The organism is Hydrogenophaga sp., from assembly GCF_028698005.1.
Lineage (GTDB): Bacteria > Pseudomonadota > Gammaproteobacteria > Burkholderiales > Burkholderiaceae_C > Hydrogenophaga.
Window position 1 is genome coordinate 39,095 of the sequence record NZ_JAQVEJ010000006.1, and the last position, 4,534, is coordinate 43,628.

Sequence of the window (4,534 nt, forward strand, 5' to 3'; positions counted from 1 at the left end):
GCGAGCGGCCGGAAACCGGGGGTCAGACCACCGCGGATACCCGGCCGGTTGCGAGCTCGTACAGGCCGCCGACGACCTTGACCTCGCCGGCCTGGACCGCCTTGCTCAGGATGGGGGTGGCCTCCTGCAGCCGCTGGACGTTCTGCCGGATGTTTTCCAGCGTCGCGGCCTGCTGCAGCGAGCCGGTGGTGGACTTGGCTGCCGCGGCGCGCACGGCCGGCATCAGCGCCGTCACGATGGTCTGGATGTGGCCGGGAAATTCAGCCTGCTTTTCGAGCGCGTTGACCGTGGCGCTGACCGCGCCACAACTGGTGTGTCCCAGCACCATGATGAGCGGCGTCTTCAGCACCGCCACGCCGTATTCGAGACTGGCCAGAAGATCGGGTGTGACATAGTTGCCGGCCACGCGGGTCACGAACAGGTCACCCCGTTCCTCGTCAAAGCAGAGCTCGGGGCTGATGCGCGAGTCGGCACAGCTCAGGATGCAGGCATAGGGGTTCTGACCGCGCACCAGAGCCTCCCGCGTCGCTGCCAGGTTGCGGTTGCGTGTCTTGCCCGAGATGTAGCGCTCATTGCCCGCCATCAGGCGTGCGATGGCCTGATCCGGAAGCAGCACGTTGTCCGGTTTGGGCGGGGTGCGTGCCTGCGCCAGCCCGGACAGGGTGGACAAGCCCAGCCATGGCAGCGCGCCCATGGCGCCCAGCACGGCCCGTCTGGTGGGCGCGGCTGGCGCGGGGCGGGTGGTGTCGCTGCGGTCGCAAAGTACGCACATGATTGCCTCCGGGGTCCAAGGGCGGCCGGGTAGCCGGAACCACAACGGCCCGGCCAGGGCGTTGCAGCGTGAAAAGCGGGCACCGCGTTCAGTAGCCGAGAACGGCGCGTGCCTGGCGGGCGGTTTCGTACAGCATCAGGGCCTCGGTCATGAGGTCGTCGGCATCGAGCAGGGTGGCAAAGATCACCACCGTCACGTCGGTCGCCGGGTCGTGGCGCGCCGTGGTCAGGTAGCCGGCGATGCCGCCGTTGTGACCGATGCCGAGCCCGGCGGGATCGCAGGTGAGGCCGAGGCCATAGGTGACGTGATGCTCCCCTGTCGGTTCGCAGGCGCGCATCTGCGCCACCGTCTGCGCGCTCAGGCCGGCCTCGCCCTTGACCAGGCGGCGGAACCAGTGGGCCAGGTCCGCGGGCGTCGTGACCACGTTGCCTTCACCGACGCCCCAGGACACATTGAAATGGGTGGTGGGCAGGAGCGTGCCGCCGACGCGCGTGGTGCCCTCGAGAAACGGCGCCGGGAGCTGCTGACCCCGACCATCGTCCGGAAACGACGTGTCGTGCAGGCCATTGGGCATGAGGAACTCGTCATGCACGAATTGCGCAAAGCTTTTGCCGGACACCCGCTCGACCATCTTGGCGAGCAGCGAATACCCGGTGTTCGAATAGCGGAAGGCCTCGCCCGGCGGGCCGTTGACCAACTGGTGGCGGGCGACCACGTCGACCAGCTCGTCCAGCGTGAAGGTGTGTGTCGCTCCCCGGGTGTCCTCGACCCAGTCGACGTAGCGCATGCCGGCGTGGGGCGCATCGACCGTCGCCGGGATGTCCTGGTTGCCGACGTCGAAAACGCCGGCGCGGTGGCTCAGCAACTGCCGGATCGTGATCCGGTCCTGGTGGGGAATCGCGTAGCTCGCCGTGGCCGGCAGGTACGGCCGTGTCGTGCCGGGAATCATCGCTGTCAGCACGTCATCGATGCGAAGCAGGCCGCGTTGCTGCAACAGCATGATCGCTGCGGCCGTGAAGGTCTTGGTGGTGCTGGCCGCGCGGAAATGCGAATCGGCCGTCGCGCCGTCGAGGGTGCTGGCGAAGTACGCACCCTCGGGGGTGATGAGGGCGATGGCGAGTCCGCCGGGCAGTGTGGTCGAGAAGCCATGCCATTGGCGGGCGAGCACCTGCTGGAGCCCTGGGTGAGGGGTCATCTCCGCCCGGGAGTCCCCGCCACAGCCCGCCAGCCCCCCTGCACAGGCCAGCGCGACGGCCAACAGCAAGCATCTGGGGGGCCTGGCAGCGAACTTCATGGACAAATTAACAATTGATAACTATTTGTTGCTTTCCAGTCTATAGAAATTCTTCGGCGACGCAACAGGAATGCCCCGGAGGGTATACGTGGGGCGAATGAGGCAGCCTCATCGTTGCCTGGACAAAAAAAAGCTGCCCGTGGGCAGCCTCTTGGCCTTGCGCGGCGGCCGAATCATCAGTTCGAAAACGCCGCAATCCCGGTGATGGCCCGACCCAGGATCAGCGCGTGCACGTCGTGCGTGCCTTCGTAGGTGTTGACCACCTCCAGGTTGACCAGGTGGCGTGCCACGCCGTACTCGTCGCTGATGCCGTTGCCGCCCATCATGTCGCGCGCCATGCGGGCGATGTCCAGCGCCTTGCCGCAGCTGTTGCGCTTGAGGATGGAGGTCAGCTCGACGGGGGCGATGCCCTCGTCCTTCATGCGGCCCAGGCGCAGGCAGCCCTGCAGGCCCAGGCTGATTTCGCTGAGCATGTCGGCGAGCTTCTTCTGGACGAGCTGGTTGGCGGCCAGCGGGCGGCCGAACTGTCGGCGGTCGAGCACGTACTGGCGCGCGCGCAGGTAGCAGTCCTCGGCCGCACCCAGCGCACCCCAGGCGATGCCATAGCGGGCGCTGTTCAGACAGGTAAAGGGCCCCTTGAGGCCGCGGACCTCGGGGAAGGCGTTTTCCTCCGGCACGAATACCTCGTCCATCACAATCTCGCCCGTGATGCTGGCGCGCAGGCCCACCTTGCCGTGCACCGCCGGGGCGCTCAATCCCCGCCAGCCCTTCTCCAGGATGAAGCCACGGATCTGCCCGTCGTCGTCCTTGGCCCAGACCACGAACACGTCGGCGATCGGGCTGTTGGTGATCCACATCTTGGCGCCGCTGAGCTGGTAGCCGCCCTCGACCTTGCGTGCGCGGGTGATCATGCTGCCGGGGTCGGAGCCATGGTCCGGCTCGGTCAGGCCGAAGCACCCAATCCACTCGCCGCGTGCCAGTTTGGGCAGGTACTTCTGCTTCTGGGCTTCGGTGCCAAATTCGTTGATCGGCACCATCACCAGCGAGCTTTGCACGCTCATCATGGAGCGGTAGCCGGAGTCCACGCGCTCGACCTCGCGCGCCACCAGGCCGTAGCAGACATAGTTCAGGCCGGCGCCGCCGTATTGCTCGGGGATGGTGGCGCCCAGCAGGCCGAGTTCACCCATTTCGCGGAAGATGGACGGGTCGGTGCTCTCGTTGCGGAAGGCCATCTGCACCCGCGGCAGCAGCTTGTCCTGGCAGTAGGCGCGGGCGGCGTCGCGCACCTGGCGCTCGTCCGCAGACAACTGGGTGTCGAGGTTGAAGGGGTCTTCCCAGCTGAAGCGGGCTTTGGTGGTGGCCATGATGCGGTCTCCGTAGGCGGTGAGGTCGTCTGAGTGGGCTTCTGAGTGGGCCTGATTGTCAGGTTTTCATGAATAGCTGTCTAATATTGATTGACGATTGATCAATTCATATTTTGTATTCATGGAATTCCGCCACCTGCGCTGTTTTGTCGTGCTGGCCGAAGAGCTGCATTTCGGGCGTGCCGCCCAGCGGCTGTCCATGACGCAGCCGCCGTTGTCGCTCAACATCCAGCAGCTCGAAACCTCCGTCGGCGCGCGCCTGTTCGAGCGCAACAGCCGCGGCGTGGCGCTCACGGCGGCGGGGCAGGCCTTTCTGCCGCGCGCCCAGGCGCTGCTGCAGCAGGCCGCCCAGGCGGCCAGAGAAGCGCGTGATGTGGGGCACGGCATTGTGGGCCAGTTGCGCATCGGCTTTGCGGGCACGGTGCTGTTCCGGGGGCTGCCGCAGGTGCTGCGCGCCTTCGGTGCCGCCCACCCGCGCATGCGGCTGACCCTGCAGGAGCTCAGCTCCAGCGAGCAGCTCGTGGAACTGGTGCACGACCGTCTCGATCTGGGTTTCGTCCATACCACGCGCGTGCCACCGGGTTTCTCGCAGATCCTGCTGTCCCGCCAGCCTTTCGTGGCCTGTCTGCCCGTCGGTCACCGGTTGAGCAGGGGCCCGGCGCTGGATCTGCGCGAGCTGCAGGGTGAAGCCATGGCGATCGTGATGCGTGCCGTCTCGTCCGACTACCACGACCGCATCGTGGCGGCCTGTGCCGACGCCGGTTTCGAGCCGCAGCTCGCCTACGAACTGCGGCATTGGCTGGGCGTGGTAGCGGTCATCGGGCAGGGCCTGGCCGCGGGGCTGGTGCCGGCCGCACTGCAGCAGGCGGGGCTGTCGGGCGTGGCGTTCCGGCCGCTGAAGCGGTCGCTGCCGTCCTATGACACCTATTGCCTCTGGCGCACCGGGCGCGACATGACCGCGCTGGGGGCATTTCTTGACGCCGTGCGCGGCCGCGCGCAGTCGATGCAAGATGCCGGCATGCATGACGACGGCAACGAGGAGTCCTGAGATGGAAACGAGACAGACACTGGTGCTCGGCGGCGGATGTTTCTGGTGCACGGAAG

At 66.8% G+C, this 4,534-nt stretch carries 4 protein-coding genes; 1 reads left to right on the top strand and 3 read right to left on the bottom strand.

All coding sequences use genetic code 11. The features are described from left to right. Positions 1-22 precede the first annotated feature (22 nt). The 3 genes from PHQ87_RS01490 to PHQ87_RS01500 form a co-directional block, all read right to left on the bottom strand. Complete coding sequence (locus tag PHQ87_RS01490; protein ID WP_300230475.1) at positions 23-772, bottom strand: carbonic anhydrase; 750 nt, start codon at positions 770-772, stop codon at positions 23-25. Positions 773-860: 88 nt separating this feature from the next. Next, positions 861-1,967: a serine hydrolase domain-containing protein gene (locus PHQ87_RS01495; RefSeq protein ID WP_300230477.1), complete on the bottom strand. Its 1,107-nt coding sequence runs from the start codon at positions 1,965-1,967 to the stop codon at positions 861-863. Positions 1,968-2,242: 275 nt separating this feature from the next. Then, entirely contained in the window at positions 2,243-3,430 is a 1,188-nt protein-coding gene (locus PHQ87_RS01500; protein ID WP_300230479.1) for an acyl-CoA dehydrogenase, read from the bottom strand. A 121-nt stretch (positions 3,431-3,551) separates the two neighbouring features. Between PHQ87_RS01500 and PHQ87_RS01505 the strand changes: the two genes are divergently transcribed. Continuing rightward, positions 3,552-4,478, top strand: coding sequence for a LysR family transcriptional regulator (locus PHQ87_RS01505; protein WP_300230481.1), 927 nt, complete (start codon positions 3,552-3,554; stop codon positions 4,476-4,478). The last annotated feature ends 56 nt before the right edge of the window (positions 4,479-4,534 follow it).